Origin of the sequence: Pelagibius sp. (genome assembly GCF_028281305.1) — a bacterium.
Taxonomy (GTDB): domain Bacteria; phylum Pseudomonadota; class Alphaproteobacteria; order Kiloniellales; family Kiloniellaceae; genus Pelagibius.
In genome coordinates this window covers 1-15,327 of the sequence record NZ_JANQKD010000094.1, presented here as the reverse complement: position 1 = coordinate 15,327, position 15,327 = coordinate 1, and the positions used below count along the sequence as shown (strand labels likewise).

13 protein-coding genes are annotated in these 15,327 nt (G+C 67.1%); 7 read left to right on the top strand and 6 right to left on the bottom strand.

What is annotated here, in order from left to right; genetic code table 11:
- Positions 1-39: 39 nt before the first annotated feature.
- The 3 genes from Q0982_RS18045 (at position 40) to Q0982_RS18035 (ending at position 5,164) form a co-directional block, all read left to right on the top strand.
- Positions 40-1,554 carry a hypothetical protein gene (locus Q0982_RS18045; protein WP_299397784.1) on the top strand — a complete coding sequence of 505 codons (1,515 nt, stop codon included), beginning with the start codon at positions 40-42 and terminating at the stop codon, positions 1,552-1,554.
- 310 nt (positions 1,555-1,864) lie between these two features.
- Complete coding sequence (locus tag Q0982_RS18040; protein ID WP_299397783.1) at positions 1,865-3,886, top strand: PAS domain-containing sensor histidine kinase; 2,022 nt, start codon at positions 1,865-1,867, stop codon at positions 3,884-3,886.
- 57 nt (positions 3,887-3,943) lie between these two features.
- Positions 3,944-5,164 (top strand): GNAT family N-acetyltransferase, encoded by a 1,221-nt coding sequence (locus Q0982_RS18035; RefSeq protein WP_299397781.1) that lies wholly within the window; start codon positions 3,944-3,946, stop codon positions 5,162-5,164.
- Between the two features lie 52 nt (positions 5,165-5,216).
- Here Q0982_RS18035 and Q0982_RS18030 read toward each other — a convergent pair whose 3' ends face one another.
- The gene (locus Q0982_RS18030) at positions 5,217-5,546 is read right to left on the bottom strand and encodes a cupin domain-containing protein (RefSeq protein WP_299397780.1); all 330 of its coding nucleotides are present in this window, start codon (positions 5,544-5,546) and stop codon (positions 5,217-5,219) included.
- Between the two features lie 146 nt (positions 5,547-5,692).
- On the opposite strand from Q0982_RS18030, the gene Q0982_RS18025 reads away from it, so the two are divergent.
- On the top strand, positions 5,693-6,586 hold the full coding sequence (locus Q0982_RS18025) for a LysR family transcriptional regulator (RefSeq protein WP_299397778.1): 894 nt from the start codon (positions 5,693-5,695) through the stop codon (positions 6,584-6,586).
- A gap of 27 nt (positions 6,587-6,613) precedes the next feature.
- Here the strand turns inward: Q0982_RS18025 and Q0982_RS18020 are convergent, their stop codons facing one another.
- On the bottom strand, positions 6,614-7,681 hold the full coding sequence (locus Q0982_RS18020; protein WP_299397777.1) for an aromatic ring-hydroxylating dioxygenase subunit alpha: 1,068 nt from the start codon (positions 7,679-7,681) through the stop codon (positions 6,614-6,616).
- A gap of 167 nt (positions 7,682-7,848) precedes the next feature.
- Between Q0982_RS18020 and Q0982_RS18015 the strand changes: the two genes are divergently transcribed.
- Both Q0982_RS18015 and Q0982_RS18010 read left to right on the top strand, forming a co-directional pair.
- Positions 7,849-8,388, top strand: a complete 540-nt coding sequence (locus Q0982_RS18015; protein WP_299397775.1) for a YkvA family protein — start codon at positions 7,849-7,851, stop codon at positions 8,386-8,388.
- A 3-nt stretch (positions 8,389-8,391) separates the two neighbouring features.
- Positions 8,392-8,886, top strand: a complete 495-nt coding sequence (locus Q0982_RS18010) for a DUF3429 domain-containing protein (RefSeq protein ID WP_299397774.1) — start codon at positions 8,392-8,394, stop codon at positions 8,884-8,886.
- 36 nt (positions 8,887-8,922) lie between these two features.
- On the opposite strand, the gene Q0982_RS18005 is transcribed toward Q0982_RS18010, so the two are convergent.
- On the bottom strand, positions 8,923-9,882 hold the full coding sequence (locus tag Q0982_RS18005; protein ID WP_299397772.1) for a DMT family transporter: 960 nt from the start codon (positions 9,880-9,882) through the stop codon (positions 8,923-8,925).
- Positions 9,879-10,754 carry a DMT family transporter gene (locus tag Q0982_RS18000; protein ID WP_299397771.1) on the bottom strand — a complete coding sequence of 292 codons (876 nt, stop codon included), beginning with the start codon at positions 10,752-10,754 and terminating at the stop codon, positions 9,879-9,881. The genes Q0982_RS18005 and Q0982_RS18000 overlap by 4 nt, the downstream gene beginning before the upstream one ends.
- A 359-nt stretch (positions 10,755-11,113) precedes the next feature.
- Here Q0982_RS18000 and Q0982_RS17995 point away from each other — a divergent pair, with 359 nt between their 5' ends.
- Positions 11,114-13,078, top strand: a complete 1,965-nt coding sequence (locus Q0982_RS17995; protein ID WP_299397764.1) for an acetoacetate--CoA ligase — start codon at positions 11,114-11,116, stop codon at positions 13,076-13,078.
- Positions 13,079-13,228: 150 nt separating this feature from the next.
- Here the strand turns inward: Q0982_RS17995 and Q0982_RS17990 are convergent, their stop codons facing one another.
- Together Q0982_RS17990 and Q0982_RS17985 are read right to left on the bottom strand one after the other, a co-directional pair.
- Positions 13,229-13,402 (bottom strand): hypothetical protein, encoded by a 174-nt coding sequence (locus Q0982_RS17990; protein ID WP_299397762.1) that lies wholly within the window; start codon positions 13,400-13,402, stop codon positions 13,229-13,231.
- The gene (locus Q0982_RS17985) at positions 13,399-15,033 is read right to left on the bottom strand and encodes a hypothetical protein (protein ID WP_299397761.1); all 1,635 of its coding nucleotides are present in this window, start codon (positions 15,031-15,033) and stop codon (positions 13,399-13,401) included. The genes Q0982_RS17990 and Q0982_RS17985 overlap by 4 nt, the downstream gene beginning before the upstream one ends.
- Positions 15,034-15,327 lie beyond the last annotated feature (294 nt).

Genomic DNA, 15,327 nt, shown 5'->3' with positions numbered 1-15,327 from the left:
GCACACTGCGCGTTACAGCAGTTAAGGGAATCGCCTCCTATGACGGAACTGAACGACCTGCGCCAGCGCGTGGAAGCGGCCGAAGAGCGCTTCGGATTGATCGACGAACAGCAGCAGCATTACAGCGACCGGCTGATCGGCCTGATCGAGACCATCGAAGGCCAACTCGCAACCGCCAGGGCGGAGGTCGAGCAACGCGCCGACGAGAACACGCGGATGGCGGCGGAGAACGAGGAGCTGCGCAGCCTGTTGCACACCTTCCTGCTGTCGGTCGAGAAGAAGACCTTCACGGAAACCCTGCAAAACCTCGAGACGCGGGTCTCGGCTATGGTCGGCGGCAGCGCCCCGGCCGCTGCGGAAGCCGAGCCGATGCCGGCGGCGGCACCGGAAGCCCCCGTCGCCGCGGACGTGGCGGCCGAGGACGTGGCGGCCGAGGACGTGGCGGCCGAGGACGTGGCGGCCGAGGATGCGGCTGCCGAGGACAGGGCGGCCGAAAACATGCCCGCTGAAGAGATGGCTGCTGAAGAGATGGCCGCCGAAGACTCAGCCGTGACCGAAGACGCGGAGGCCAGCGGAACCGTCGAGGACGCCGCTGTGACGGCTGAAGCGGCGGAGCCGGAGGCAGACGCCGCAGAAGAGACACCCGCCGCTGAAATCGAAGCGCCCGAAGCGCTCGACCCGAGCGCCGAAGAGCCTGAGGAGCCTGAAGAGAACGCGGCACCGGCCATGGATGCCGCCGAGGCCGAAGCGGTAGACGCCGGCGCCGAGGAGACTCCGGTCGCCGAAACGGCGGGCGCGGAGGCAGAGGAACCGGAAGCAGAAGCCTCCGAGACGCCAGCCCCGGACCCGGACGCCGGTGCCGACGACGCTTTTGACGCCGAGGCCGCCGAGAAGCGTATCGCCGAACTGCTGAGCGAGGACCGCCCCGAGGCGGACGAGCCGGCTGCGGTGATGGAGGACCCCGCGAGCGCCGAAGCCGGATCCGAAACGCCCGCCGACGAGGCCATCCCCGAAGAAACCGCATTCGAAGAAGATGCCGCTGTGGCTGCGGAGCTAGAGACTGTGGCTGACGACGCTCAGGATGAAGTCGCCCTGGAGGCCGAGGGCGAGGCGGACGCTTCCGCGCCTGCCATGGAGGAAGCCGAGGCTGAGGCTGAGACGCCCGCCGAAGAGATGGCTGCCGAAGAGATGGCTGCCGAAGAGATGGCTGCCGAAGAGATGACCGCCGAGGAAATGCCCGCCGAGGAGACTCCGGCAGAGGCGGTCGGAGAGGAGCCCGGCGCTCCCGAGGAGCCCGCCGCAGCGGGCGAGACCAACAAGGGCCCGGTCATCGTCGAGGAAGCCGGCAACGAGACCCCGACGGTGAAGGAGATCATCAAAAGGGTTGGCGACCTGGCCCGGGAGCTTGAGCGTGCCGAAGCCCAGCGCAAAGCCAGCCTTGAGAGCACGGGCACGGACGATACCCCGGCGGCGGCCCCGGAGAGTGGCGGCGATGGGGACACAGGGGGCGCAGAGACCGACGACCACGCCATGGGGGCAGCCGCGACGGGCTGAGCCCCATGATCCCGCCAGCGGCCCCCCGGAAGGACGGACCGACCGCCAAGGCATGGCCTGGCTTCGCAGGCGGGTTCTCTGACGGCCACGCGGGGACGCCGTCTCTCCGCGTGACCGACTTCGCCGCCATTCACCTGGGTGGCCTTCCAACCTCTTTAGTCAGCGTCCCCACCAGATAGAAGACCCAAATAAAACGCAAAGAGATGCGCTTCACTTTGTGTTTGGCTTTCTGACGCGGTTGTGGTGAAACTTAAAGTGTAGCGTTTGCGGAGCATCACTCGTTACTGAAACTATACTTTAGAGAATTTGAATGGCGTCGCGTGACGTTCAGGGCGAAGGGCTGTTGAGCCGCCTGACCGCAGAAGACGGACAGCTGCGCCGCCAGCAGCTCGAGGGCTTCGCCCGCCACACGCCGATCAACGCCACGGTCAGCCTGGTCAATTCCCTGATCGCCGTGGTCATGATCTGGGACACGGTTCCCAAGCCGATGCTGCTGACCTGGCTCGGCCTGATCTGGCTGTCGGCGCTGTACCGGCTCCAGCGCTGGCATCATTGGCGCAGCCGGACAGCCGCTCGGCCGGAGCAGCAGCAACCAAAAGGTGTACGCAGGGCCACCCTGCACAAGGCGGCGGCCTGGTCGGCCCTGGCGGGCGTGCTCTGGGGCGCCAGCGTCACCTTCGACCCCTACCTCGGGCCGGATCAACGCCTTCTGGTCATGATCCTGATTGCGGCCATGGCGGCCGGTGCGGCGACCACGCTGGGCGCCATCCCGCTGGCCGCCGCCGCCTTCATTGCCGCATCCATCCTGCCCTGGGCCGGATACTTCGCCTGGCTTGGCGACGGCGTGCACATCGCCCTGGCCTGCTTTGCGCTGATCATGACCTTCGCAATGCTGATCTCCACCTCCATCGTCCACGGCTCGTTCATGGAGGCCGTGCGTGCGCGCCGGCAGAACGCCGCCCTGGTGGGGCAGATCCGCGAGGAACGCAGCGACTGGCTGGAGATTTCCGACACCTCGGAGGCCTTTGCCCTCTTCGACGACAAGGACCGGCTGCTGCTGTGGAACGAAAACTACCGGCGCATCCTTTCCCTGCCCAAGGACCAGCTCCACCGCGGGGCCGAGCGGCGCGAGCTGTTGCAGCGCGGCGCCGCCCCCGTTTCGGTGGTGCGCGGCGAAGAGTCGGTCGACGACTGGATCGAACGGCAGTTGAAGCTCGGCAAGGAGGATCGCTCGGCACAGATCGAACAGCTTTCCAACGGACGCTGGCTCAAGTCGATCGCCCGGGAAACCGGCCGCGGCCACACGGCCGTGGTTCATGTCGACATCACCGAGCTGAAGCAGCGCGAGTCCGAACTGCTGGCGACGCAGGAGGAACTGCGCCTGCAGTCACAGGAGGTTCAGCGGGCCTACGATCAACTGGGACAGCAGCACCGCCGTATCGAGGAGACCACGACCGAACTGCGCCGGGCGCGCGACTCCGCCATGGAGGCAAACCGCGCGAAGACCGAGTTCCTGGCCAACATGAGCCACGAGCTGCGTACTCCCTTGAACGCCGTCATCGGCTTCTCGGACCTGATGGCGCGGGAAGCCTTCGGGCCGCTGGGCGATGCGCGCTACGGCGGCTACATCAGGCACATCCACGACAGCGGCGAGCACCTGTTGAACCTGATCAACGACCTGCTCGATCTCTCGATCATCGAGGCCGGCGAGCTGAAGCTGATCGAGGAACCCGTGGACGTGGCCGCCATCGTCCAACTCTGTACCGAGCTTCTGGGCAACCAGGCCGCCCATGCGGAGGTGACCCTCACGGTCACGGGCAACCAGGCGGACTGGCCGCGGCTGCGGGCCGACGCCACGAAGCTGCGCCAGATCGTCCTCAACCTGCTGTCCAACGCCATCAAGTTCACGCCCGCCGGGGGCTCGGTCTCGCTGAACCTCAGCGGCGGCGGCGGCCAGCCCTTCACGATCACTGTGGCGGACACCGGCATCGGCATGCGCCCCGAGGACATTCCCACGGTTCTGGAGCCTTTCCGGCGTCTCAGTTCCGCCCACGACGCCGCCTACCAGGGCGCCGGCCTCGGCCTGCCGCTGACCAAAGCGCTGGTCGAACTGCACGGCGGCGACATGACCGTCACCAGCGCCCCGGGCCAGGGGACCCGCGTGGTGGTCACGCTTCCGGCCGCCGTCGCCGTCGGCCACGGCAGCGTGACCGAAGAGACCGAAGCCCCTGGATCCCCCGACTCCCCCAAATCCACAGACGCCTCCAAATCCACCGGCAAGGCCGCGGCCACCCCCTCGGCAACAGCCTCCGCCGGCGGCAGCGGCACCTGACCCGACAACCGGAAGCGTAGGCTGGAACCACCGGCGGCGGCGCAGTAGGGTCGCGCCATGCCTGACCTCGCTCTCGACCTGGCCTGGGGCGGCGCCGGCCTGCGCGCGGGGCAGGCATCCCGCACAGCCATCGCCATCGTCGACGTACTGTCCTTCAGCACCGCCGTCGACGTCGCGGTTTCGCGCGGCGCCCGGGTTCTGCCCTACCGCTACCGCGACTCCACGGCGGCGGGCTTCGCCGCGGCGCAGGGCGCGCTGCTGGCTGGTCCGCGGGAGGGTCCCGCCGGCCTCAGTCTGTCGCCGCCCTCCCTGGCGGCGCTCGAAGCGGGAAGCACCGTCGTCCTGCCGTCGCCCAACGGCTCCACCCTTTCGACCCTGGTGGGCGACACACCCACATTCGCCGCCTGCCTGCGCAACGCAACCGCCGTGGCGGCGGCCCTGCAGACGCTGGCCGGGGCGCCGAAAAAGGGGCGCATCCTGGTGGTCGCCGCCGGCGAACACTGGGCCGACGGCAGCCTGCGTCCCGCGCTGGAAGACCTCCTCGGTGCCGGCGCCCTGCTGGCGCGTCTCAAAGGCACGCTCAGTGCCGATGCCATGGCGGCCGTCGCCGCCTACAAGGCCTTGCGGGAGAGTCTGCAGGCAGCGCTGGCCGGCTGCCCTTCAGGGCGCGAGCTGATCGGCAGGGGCTTCGACGAGGACGTCGCCTGGGCCGCAGCGGAAGACAGCAGCGCGGCGGTGCCGCTGCTGCAGGACGGCGCCTACAGCGACAGCAGGGGCGGGGGCGGGCGCGATCCGCAAGCTGGCGCAATGCAGGAAGCGCCGCTGCGCCTGCGCGATGGCGGTGCCCGGGACGACGCAGACTGCGGCCGGATTGTCGGAGCGGCCGCAGCAACCAGCGCCTACGCACCGCGGGTGCCGCACGCGGCCCGTTTGCTGGGCGACCGCAGGCCGCTGGCACAGGAAGACCGGCAACGCATCGTGGCCGAACAGGGAACCCGCTCTGTCGGCTTCGTCGAGTTCCGGGCTAGCGCGCAGGAAGCCGGCGGCCACATAAAGTATCTCTTCGTCGACCCGGCGGCGCAGGGCCGCGGCGTGGGCAGCGCCCTGCTGGAAGCCGCTGAACGGAGGCTCGGCATGCCGATCACTCTGACGGTCCTCTCCGTCAACGACCACGGCCTGCGCTGGTACATGGCGCGCGGTTACCGCATTGCCGGCGGGCAGTTGGAGGCCGACTGGGAAGGCGGACCGGCCATCTGGCTGACCCTGAAAAAGGGTTGATGGTGAAGAACGGCTGACGGAGCAATCTGTCTGGACGTTCTGCAACGCGCCGTCACGGCGTGAACCAGAGCTCGATTTCTTCCGTGTCCTCTTCGAAACGGGCGGCGTGCCGCTGACCGGCGGGGACGTGATACCACTGGCCGGCAGGCACCCGCGTCTCCTGGCCTTCCACGATCAGGATCAGGGTGCCCAGGGTCACGAGGCCGTGGTTGTCGGTGTCGTGGGTGTGCGGCTCGATCTCCGTTCCGGCGGGATAGGAGGCGAAGTAGACGTCGCAGCCCTTGCCGTTCAGGCGAAAGGCGTCGAAACGCCCGCTGTAGGGTTCGAGACGCTTGATGGCCTCCGGAAAGCGGGCGGGGCGAAAGGTGGCATCGGCAGTCAAGACGGGAACTCCGGATGTCGGGAAAGGACAGAACGGCGCAGTCGGGGAGACTCTGGCGCGGATGACTCTGGGCGCTTGTGTCACGCAAGGAAAGAGGCAAAATCTGCAGGCCTTCATTTCATTTCTGCAATCGAAAGACCGGCGACGTGCAGGACAACTGGGAGCATCTGCGCTACTTCCTCGCCCTGGCGCGGCACGGCAGCCTGGCGGGGGCCGCGCGGCATCTGGAGAAGGCCGAGACCACGGTCTGGCGGCATCTGGCGGCTCTGGAAGACGATCTTGGCTGCCGCCTGTTCGAGCGCAAACGGGGCGGCTACCTGCTGTCGGAAGCCGGGCAGCGCCTGCTGAAACAGACCGAGCGGGTGGAGGCCGAGATCCTGAATGCCCGCCAGGCCCTGGCCGGCGACGCCCCGGCGGTGGCCGGGCAGTTGCGCCTCACCGCGCCAGCCTTTCTGGCCGTCTGGCTTACCGAGACCTGTCTGCCGACGCTGCAGCGCCGCCATCCCCTGCTCTGTCTGGAAGTCGTCACCGGCAGCCCGACCGCCATCCTGGCAAGACGCGAAACCGATCTGGCCCTCCGCTTCGATGCCGCCCGGGAAAGGGACTTTGCGACCGAGGCCGAAGCGGAGATCGGGTTCGGCCTCTATGCCTCGCGGGTCTACACAAGACGTTACGGCCGCGCACCGGCCCCCGACCGCTTCGACGGGCATCGCCTGATCGCCTTTGACGAATCGGCCGGGCATGTGGCCCCGCAGCGCTGGCTCAGCCGGGGCGGCCGTGGCGCCGAGGTCGTGCTGCGCAGCAACTCGGCAGCGCTGCGTCTCGCCGCCGCCAAACGCCATCTCGGCGCCACCCTTCTGCCCAGCATCGTCGGTGACCGCAACCGGGCGCTGGAGTGCTGGTTTCCCGCCGAGCGGCTTGGGCGCCTGCCGCTCAGCCTGCTGGTCGCGCGGCGCGTCTCTCATCTGCCGCGCAGCCGGGTGGCCCGCGACGCCCTGGCCCTCCTGCTCGACGACAACCGGGCGGCTCTCAGGGGTTAGGCAGCCGGATTTCTCATCTGTGCATCCTCAGCTCCGCCACTGCAGGGTCTTGGCCTTGATCGGATTCTCAAAGGGTCGGCCCTCCCGCGCGGCATCAAGCCATTCGCGCTTCAGGCGGTGGTACCACTTGGCCTGGGTGTCGGCATCGTCGATGAGCATCAGGTTGGGGCCGTGAGCGAGGCCTTCCTGCTGCTTGATGACGACCTTCCTGTCCTGGGCGAGAAAGATGTGCGCCAGGCGGCGCGCCAGGGGCCTCAACGGCGCCGTCCAGGGCAGGGTCCAGTAGAGCGCCTGATGAACCTCGGTCTCGGTTTCGCTGAGCGGCGTGATGGCAGTAAGGCCGGCGGCGGAATGCCGGGCGCCCTCGATCAGTTCGATGCGCAGGCCCGGCAAGGCGTAGGTGATCTCGGTGGTGGCGCCGTCGCCGAGAAACACGCGGTAGGCCCGGTTCTGCGGCGGCAGGGGGTGGCGCTTCATCCGCCAGCCGAGCGGTGCCGGCTCGAAGTGCTTTTCCTTCTGGCGCAAGGTGGTGGCGTTCTTCTTCCACCACCAGGAGGTATGGACGAAGGCGGCATGGGTCGGGTCCATCAGACCGAAAGCCGCCTGGTCGCAGTCGCAGGGAAAGACTTGGGAGATGGAAATCTGCGGCGGCGCATCCCCTAAGCCGGGCAGTTCCGGCACCGGCGGCAGCCCGTCGCCGTCGGCGCGCGGCAGGCGCGCCGACTTCTCCGGCATGTAGACCCAGATGTTGCCTTGCACCTCGCGGCAGGGATAGGCGCCGCAGCGGATCTTGCCCACATCCATCGGCTGGTCCGGCGTCAGGGACGGGATGGCGGTGCAGCGGCCGTCGGCGCCGAAGCGCCAGCCATGATAGCAGCACTCCACCTCCCGCCCGTCGAAGCGGCCGTAGGACAGGGGAATACCGCGGTGCGGGCAGATATCGCGCAGCGCAAAGACGCTGCCGTCCCGGGCGCGGCAAAGCAGCAGCGGCTCGCTCAGAAGCCGAGCCTTACGCATCTCCCCGCGCCGCAGTTTCGCGGCCGGCAGGACCAGATACCAGAAGTTGTGCAGCAGCAGCGGCGCGCTTGCCAGCATGGTGTCCCGTATCCTCCAACGGCGACGAAAATACAGGGGCGGCCAGTCTTGGACCAGTCCCGGAGAAGAGCCTGCGAAAAGGGCCTGCCAGCCTGCAGGTGGCGGGAAACGGCCTGGCCGAGAGGGCCGCCGTTGCACCCGGCTGGAGGACGGACCATATTTGGCTCATGAGCGATCCCGGAACAGCGCCCAAGCGGGCCGAGGCTCGGCTGACCAACCCGAACAGCGGCACCGTCCCCAGCACCGGCGCAGCCCTGGTGCCCTATGACGCGGAACGCCACCGCCGCGATGAGGCCGCGGTGCGAAGCGGCTTCTGGGCCAAGGCCCGCCTGGTTCTGGGCAGGGTTCCCTTCCTCGATGAAGCCACGGCCGCCTACTACTGCGCCACCGACCCGGGGACGCCCCTCAGGGTCAAGGCGCTGCTGATGGCGGCGCTGGCCTACTTCATCCTGCCTGCCGACATAATCCCGGACTTTATCGCCGGCCTCGGCTTCACCGACGACGCGACCGTGCTCTTCACCACCATCAGCTTGGTCTCCGGCCACGTGAAGGGCCGCCACCGCCACCGCGCGCGCAGGGCGCTGGTCCAGCTCGGCTTCAAGGACGGCAGCTTCAAGGACGGCGGCCCCAGGGACAGCGGCCCCAGGGACGGCGGCCCCAGGGACGGCGGCCCCAGGGATGGCGGCCTCAAGGAAAGCACGCCCTAAGGAATGGCCGGCAGGGCAACTCCAAGCAAGGCGGCCCCGGGCCGGACAACCCTGGCGGCCGTACCGCGGCCCGCCCTGGTGTTGGGCTTCGCGGGGTTGATTCCCTTTCTCGCATCAGCCTTGGGAGTCTGGACCGCCGGCTACCCGCGGAGCCTGATTGCCCTCGACATCCAGCTCGCCTACGGCGCCGTGATCCTGTCGTTCATGGGCGCCGTCCACTGGGGCCTCGCCATGGCCGGCGGGCCCGGCGCCATGACCTTCCGCCGTCTCGGCTGGTCCGTCGTGCCGGCGCTCGCCGGTTGGCTGGCCCTGCTGCTGAACCCTGCTTACGGCCTGATCCTGATGGCGGTCGGCTTTGCCGGGGTCTACTTCGGCGACCTGCGCAGCATCGCCGCCGACAACACGCCTGCCTGGTACAAGGCGCTGCGCAAGCCGCTCACCATCATTGTCATCGCCGCACTCGTCAGCTCCTACGGCGCGCTGGTGGTCGGCGTTTAAGGCGTTCCCGGCTTTCGTCGAAGCGGCGCCGGTACGCTATGCGAGGGGCGCCGCAGGCCGCGGCTCTGCCGGCTGCCGGGCGGCCTCTCTGCGGGCGATGTAGAAGGTCGAGCCAACGATCACGACCGCGCCGGCCACGGTCCAGTGATCCGGGATCTCGGCGAAAACCAGAAAACCGATGAGGCCGGCCAGGATCAGCTTCAGATAGTCGAAGGGCGCGACGAAACTGGCCTCGCCGTTGCGGTAGGCGCGGATGATCATGGCCTGGGAGGCGATGCCCAGGACACCGATGGCCGCCAGCAGCCCCCACTGAGAGAGGCTCGGCGCCTGCCACGCGGCCAGCGCCGGCGCTGCGGTCATGACGATGGAGGCGATGCAGAAGTAGGCGAGCATGGTCACGTGGCTTTCGCCCGGCGGCAGCTTCTTCACCAGCGTCACCGCCAGGGAGATGCCGAAGACCGAGGCCAGGGCGATCAGGGCCGCAGGATCGAAGGCGGCGGCCCCCGGACGCACCATGATCAGGACGCCGAGAAAGCCGATGGCGGTCGCCAGCCAGCGGCGCCAGCGCACGTTCTCTTTGAGGATCAGCACCGCCAGCAGGATGACGAACAGCGGCTGGGTGAAGGTGAGCGCCGTGAACTCGGCCAGGGGGAGCTGGCCGACGGCATAGAAGCCGCAGACCATCGCCAGCGAGCCGCTGACCGCGCGGATCCCATGCAGTCCCGGCACCGTGCTGCGCAGCACGCCGAGCCCGGCCCGATAGAAGAACGGCGCCAGCACGAGGGCGGAGAAGAGCGCGCGGGCAAAGGCGATCTGGAAGGTGTCCAGGCCCTCGGCGCTGAGCGTTTTCACGAAGGCCGAGTTGATCGTGAAGCCGAGGCTTGCCCCGATCATCCAGAGCGCGCCCCGGTGGTTGGGCGAGAGCCGCAGCCAGGCGGCGATCAGCCCCCGGTGTTCTCCTTGAACTGAGTCCGGATCGGCGGCGGGTTCCGTCACGTCTTGGCCTTCACCGCTTCGCTGCCCGGACGATGCGTCGCGCGTTCCCGCGCCACCTTGGTTTCGCGGTGGGCGATGTAGACCGCGGAGGCCGCAATAACGGCAGCGCCGATCCAGGTCCAGACGTCGGGCACTTCGGCAAACAGCAGAAAGCCGATGGCGGCGACGAAGGGCAGGCGCGCGTAGTCAAAGGGCAGCACCGCCGAGGCATCGGCCAGGGCGAAGGAACGGGTGAAGGCGATGTGGGCGAGCACGGCGCAGCCGCCAACCAGCGCCATCAGCATGAGCGCCCAGAGGCTGGGCATCTGCCACACGAAGAGCGCAGGGATCAGCGACAGCGGCGTCAGCAGCAGGTTCATGTAGAGCACCACCACCATGGGGTCTTCGGTGCGCGACAGCGACTTCACGATCAGTACCGTGACGGCCATGAAGCAGGCGGCGATGACCGGCAGCGCCATCACCGGGGTAATCTCGGCAAAGCCGGGCCGCAGGATGATGAGCACGCCGAGGAAGCCGATGATGGTGGCGGTCCAGCGCCGGGCCCGCACCACCTCGCCCAGGAAAATCGCCGCACCGGCAGTGGCGAAGAGGGGCACCGTAAAGTTGAGCGCCACCGCCTCCGCCATCGGCATGCGCACAACGGCGGTAAACCAGCACAGCATGGCGATCAACCCGATGCCGGCGCGCCAGAAATGCACCTTCAGGCGTTCGGTGCGCAGCCCTTCCCGGCCCATGCGGGCGAGCCAGGGCAGCATGAAGGCCAGGGCGAAGCTGTTGCGGAAAAAGGCGATCTGAAAGGGGTGCAGGCCTTCCGCCGCGGCGAGCTTGATGGTCGCGTTCATCACCGCGAAGAGCAGAGCAGCGGTGATCATGTAGATCGCGCCCTGAAGCGGCGCGGGAAGGCTCCTTCCGCCCGCGCGAGGAGTCATGGAGGAAGGCATGGACCGCTATTTTAGTGTGAAGCCGGAAGCGTCACCACCCACGCGGGCGCAGGGCAGCCATGCAGGCCCCCCGCCGTCGCCCTGGGATGACCCAGGGATGGCCCAGGGATGGTCCTCGAACGACCCGTGGCACCCCGGTTCCGGCCCTGATCGGGTCTGGATCGGGCCTGGATCGGGCCTGGATCGGGCCTGGATCGGGCCTGGATCGGGGAGGGCGGCTTCGCCATACTGCGCGAAACGGCCGCCTTGCCGGGCGGACCGAAAAAACCACGCGTCTACAGGGAGACACCATGACGGAACCGCTTTGGCAGCCCTCGCGGGAGCGGATTGCCGATGCCAACCTGACCGCCTTCATCGCACAGGTGAACCAGGACCGGGGCACCCGGCTGAGCGGCTACGACGCGCTCTACGACTGGTCGGTCGCGGAACCGGCCCAGTTCTGGCAAGCGGTCTGGGATTTCTGCGGCGTGATCGCCGATGCCGGCGGTCCCGTGCTGGTCGACGGCGACAAGATGCCCGGCGCCCGCTTCTTCCCGGAAGCAAGGGTCAACTTCGCCGAGAACCTGCTGCGGCGGCGCCCTGGTGAACCCGGCGAAGACGGCGACGCCATGGTGTTCTGGGGCGAGGACAAAGTGAAGCGCCGCCTCTCCCACCGCGCGGTCTACGAGCAGGTCTCCCGCCTGAGCCAGGCCCTGGCCGCCGAAGGCGTCGGGCCGGGCGACCGGGTCGCCGGCTTCCTGCCCAACATGCCGGAGACGGTGATCGCCATGCTGGCGGCGACGGCGCTGGGCGCCGTCTGGTCCTCCTGCTCGCCGGACTTCGGCGTGCAGGGGGTGCTGGACCGCTTCGGCCAGATCGAGCCCAAGGTGCTGTTCTGCGCCGACGGCTACCACTACAACGGCAAGACCCTGGACTCGCGCCCTCGCGTGGCCGAGTTCACCGCCCAGATGCCGAGCCTCGCGAAGATCGTGGTGGTGCCCTATACCGAGGCCGCCCCCGACGTCTCCGCCATCGACCGCGCCGTTCCCCTCGCCGACTTCGTCGCGCCCTTCGAGGCGGGCGAGATCGCCTTCGCACGCCAGCCCTTCAACGCGCCGCTCTACATCATGTTTTCCAGCGGCACGACCGGGAAGCCGAAGTGCATCGTCCACGGCATCGGCGGCACCCTGCTGCAGCACCTGAAGGAGCACAAGCTGCTCTGCGACGTGAAGCCGGGGGACCGGGTCTTCTACTTCACCACCTGCGGCTGGATGATGTGGAACTGGCTGGTCCCCGGGCTCGCCTCCGAAGCCACGCTTCTGCTCTACGACGGCTCGCCCTTCGCGCCCGACGGCAACATCCTCTTCGACTTCGCCGAGGCGGAGCAAGCGACGCTCTTCGGCACCTCGGCGAAGTACATCGACGCCCTCGGCAAGGCCGGCCTCGATCCGCAGGCGAACCACGATCTCTCGGCGCTGCGCCTCGTCACCTCGACCGGCTCGCCGCTGGTGCCGGAGGGTTTCGACTACGTCTACGAGCACATCAAGAAAGACGTCTGCCTGTCGTCGATCGCCGGCGGCACCGACATCATCTCCTGCTTTGTCGGCGGCAACCCCGTCGGCCCGGTCTGGCGCGGCGAGATCCAGCGCCGCGGCCTCGGCATGGCCGTGGAGGTCTATAACGATCGCGGGCAGCCGGTGCGCGGCGAAAAGGGCGAGCTGGTCTGCGTGAAGCCCTTCCCCTGCATGCCCATCGGCTTCTGGGACGACCCCGGCGGCGCGCGCTACCGCGCCGCCTATTTCGAGACCTATCCCAACATCTGGCATCACGGCGATTTCGTCGAGCTGACCGAGCATGGCGGCATCATCGTCTACGGGCGTTCCGACGCCACCCTCAACCCCGGCGGCGTGCGCATCGGCACGGCGGAAATCTACCGGCAGGTGGAGAAGCTGGAGGCGGTGGAGGAGTCCATCGTCATCGGCCAGGACTGGCAGGGCGACGTGCGCGTCGTGCTCTTCGTCAAGCTGCGCCCCGGCGCAGTGCTGGACGACGACCTGGTGGCGCAGATCAAAGGGCAGATCCGCAGCGGCGCGACGCCGCGCCACGTGCCGGCCAAGGTGGTGCAGGTCGCCGACATCCCGCGCACCAAGAGCGGCAAGATCGTCGAACTGGCGGTGCGCGACATCGTCCACGACCGCGCCATCAAAAACATCGAAGCCCTGGCCAATCCGGAGGCCCTGGAGCTCTACCGCGGCCTCAAGGAGCTGCAGAGCTAGATCGGATCATGTTTTGACGGCACCACTTCGTGGTTGCGGCAAAACATGATCCGATCGCCATCAGAGGATGGAGCCCTTGATCATCCTTCGAGACAGCCCCTTGCGGGGCTTCCTCAGGGTGAGGCTTGGGCCAATGCCAACGCGCTGACCTCATGCTGCGGAGGCACCCCTAAATCTAAGGGAGCGGCGGGGCGTGGTGTAAGCGGCCAGCACCACCTCGACCTCCGCGCGCTCCAGCGAGACCTCGGCCATCCGCTGCATGGAACTCGTGCCAGGCACGCCGGTGTTCAAGAAGCCTTCGAGCTTCTTGCTATATAAGGTCAAGTCTTTAGACTTGGCTCTTGTGCATTTGGACTTGGGTTTTTGCCTGACCTAAGCCGTGGCGAAGAGCCGCCCCAGCTCTCCACCAGCCCCCTCAATTCCGGCGATGTGAAAGCTGGTTGGCTCAGGTAGTTCCTGACGCGGGGCCCGAAGGAGGCATCAGGGAGGCGCATAAGAGCGCGAGGGCGCCCGGATTTTCCGGGGGCTGACTCTGAGACGGCCTCACACAGCTTTTCTTTCAGTATATTCGCGTTTGTGTACCCCTCTGTGGCAGCACACAGCAACAGCGCCTTACGGATTTTGCCGGAATCTTCCTTACTGATGCGATCGACATGGACGAACAATTGCTTCAGGTGCTGCGGATAGGTCCAGTAGAGTCGGGCCCTTTCGTGGGGCTTCAGCATGCCTTCGTCGACGAGTTCGCGATAGTCGGCGGCGAACTCGTGGTCCGCGTCCCCTAGTTCATTGCCGATCTTTTTCAGCTTGTCCTCCATGCGAAACGCCTCAACCGCACTCCAGACTCTGGCCGGTTCAAAGCTGTGGTGGTCATCCGGATCCAGCACGCTGTAGCCCCGCCCGCCCTTCTCCGGTGTGCTCAGCAGCCGCGCCTTGATCTGCTGCGCCGCCTCCAGTCGCCGCCAGGCTTCCCCATTCGTCTTGGCCACCGCCATGATCAGCGCCGCGCGGATCAATTGCCTGTCCTCCTTTTTTGCCACCCCCTTGCTCGACCATGAGTGCTCGGCCGGCACGTGCAGCAAATCCCACCATTGCGTGGGCGACCCCGTGTTCGCCAGATTCCAACGCTCCTCGTCCATGAACCTGTGGCCCTTATCTTGGAACCACTGCAGCGCCGCTTTGATGTGGCCCTCATGAGAGTCCTTGATCATCTTGTGGTCACCGAACTTGAACCCAGCCCCCCCACCAAGGAGCCCACCAAGGAGTCCACCAACAACGGCACCACCATAGGCACCAGCATAGGCGCCGACCGCCGATCCTATCACGGGGACCAAAAGTGTACCGGCCGTGCCCAAAACCGCCACGCCCACTAAGGCCCCGATCACCGCCCAATTGATCGGGGTCAACTCGTTCCGGGCTTTGATCGTGATGCTCGTCGGAGGGATATGGCGCTCTTGCGACATGGCCACAGACGTCGTCGCCCTCGTGAGCGAAGACGTCGACTGACTCGAGTCAGTCGATCGACGATTACTAGTGTCAGTTCGTCGGCGACTACTAATTTCAGTCCATTCACGACTGCCAATGAGAGAGTCTTCGCGCCTCAGCAGCGACGGATCTGGATAAAGAATGCTATCCTTGCTGCCGAGGCGGCGGAAGTCTTTGGTGTCGAAGGCGTCTGCGCTGTGGATGGGGCTTTTGCCGATGGTCACGCTTGAGCTGCTGGAGTTCTCGCGGTCATCGAGTTTGGATTCATTGCCGAAGTAGTTGGAGAAGTTGAGGTGCACTGTTTCTTCTTCCACATCGGAACCGTCGTGACCCGACGCCGGCACGTGTTTGGTCTCCGGCACAACACTGCACTCGTGGAACTGCGCCGCGTTGTGCGCCGTCTTCTTGCCGACGGACTGCAGTACTGCCGTTTTCGGCGCCGGTGACAATGCCTTAACTGATTTATCTGACATCTCCCCCTCCAAACTTCCCCGACCGGACCGGCCGGATCACATCCGGATGCCGCCCGGGGGTATGGGCGGGTCGCCGGCCCTCCAGCGCGGCGCGCCCGCGATCGCTGATCGTCCCCTGCTCCGTGATCCATAGATCTCGCTCAGACGTAGTCATCACTAGTAATCGGATTCTTCGGTCTCGGAGATTTCCGTTTGGCTCCAATCCGATGAGTCGACACCGGAGCCGAAACCGCTGCCTATCGCGTCCACATCTTCAAACTTGATGTCATGCTGACGCATCAGCACCTCCAGGGC

Coding starts and splice junctions, on each gene's coding strand:
- Q0982_RS18045 (WP_299397784.1), top strand. CDS start 40: ATGACGGAACTGAACGACCTGCGCCAGCGCGTGGAAGCGGCCGAAGAG.
- Q0982_RS18040 (WP_299397783.1), top strand. CDS start 1,865: ATGGCGTCGCGTGACGTTCAGGGCGAAGGGCTGTTGAGCCGCCTGACC.
- Q0982_RS18035 (WP_299397781.1), top strand. CDS start 3,944: ATGCCTGACCTCGCTCTCGACCTGGCCTGGGGCGGCGCCGGCCTGCGC.
- Q0982_RS18020 (WP_299397777.1), bottom strand. CDS start 7,681: ATGCTGGCAAGCGCGCCGCTGCTGCTGCACAACTTCTGGTATCTGGTC.
- Q0982_RS18015 (WP_299397775.1), top strand. CDS start 7,849: ATGAGCGATCCCGGAACAGCGCCCAAGCGGGCCGAGGCTCGGCTGACC.
- Q0982_RS18010 (WP_299397774.1), top strand. CDS start 8,392: ATGGCCGGCAGGGCAACTCCAAGCAAGGCGGCCCCGGGCCGGACAACC.
- Q0982_RS18000 (WP_299397771.1), bottom strand. CDS start 10,754: ATGATCACCGCTGCTCTGCTCTTCGCGGTGATGAACGCGACCATCAAG.
- Q0982_RS17995 (WP_299397764.1), top strand. CDS start 11,114: ATGACGGAACCGCTTTGGCAGCCCTCGCGGGAGCGGATTGCCGATGCC.
- Q0982_RS17985 (WP_299397761.1), bottom strand. CDS start 15,033: ATGTCAGATAAATCAGTTAAGGCATTGTCACCGGCGCCGAAAACGGCA.